General features: G+C 34.7%; 1 protein-coding gene. It reads right to left on the bottom strand.

Annotated elements, in window-relative coordinates:
- Positions 1 to 34: 34 nt before the first annotated feature.
- On the bottom strand, positions 35 to 553 hold a 519-nt coding region (locus M0051_RS19615; protein WP_306743267.1), incomplete at its 5' end, for a transposase.

Here is a 553-nt window from a genome sequence, read left to right as displayed (position 1 = left end):
CCCCCGCTGCCGCACGAATCCTTTCGTGTGGCTATTACATTACAACAATAACATCTTCCAATGTTCCTTTTTCGCCTCTATAATCTTTAGCACTGCTATAGATGTATTCTTCCTGAAATGTTACCAGTCCTTCTTCAACAGGGTTATTATGGATGTAATTAATCTTTTCATCAATAACTTTATTGCTCCATAATTCAATTGGTTTGTTGTCATGCCTCCAGAATTGATAATGCTTAACATTGGAGGACTGTGATGCGGCTAATTTAAATCTTTCAAGCAGCCACTCTTTTCTACTTTCTCTAGGATTTTCCTTTATTGCTGTAACAAGAGCGTTACTTGTAAATCGCTTAAAATCTCCTAGTAACTGTTCTGGTTTTTGTTGCTTTACACTTCTGAATATTAAATGAACATGATTGGTCATGATACACCATGCAAAAATTTCCATTCCTTTATTTTGTTGACAATAACGTAGGCTATCAAGTATGATTTCTTTGTATTCTAGTCTGGTAAATACATCAATCCATTCAATTACTGCAAAGCTTACAAAATAAAC

It is taken from the genome of Marinifilum sp. D714, assembly GCF_030851345.1.
Lineage (GTDB): Bacteria > Bacteroidota > Bacteroidia > Bacteroidales > Marinifilaceae > Marinifilum.
The sequence above is the reverse complement of the archived record's forward strand: the minus strand, read 5'-3'. Positions and strand labels throughout refer to the sequence as shown.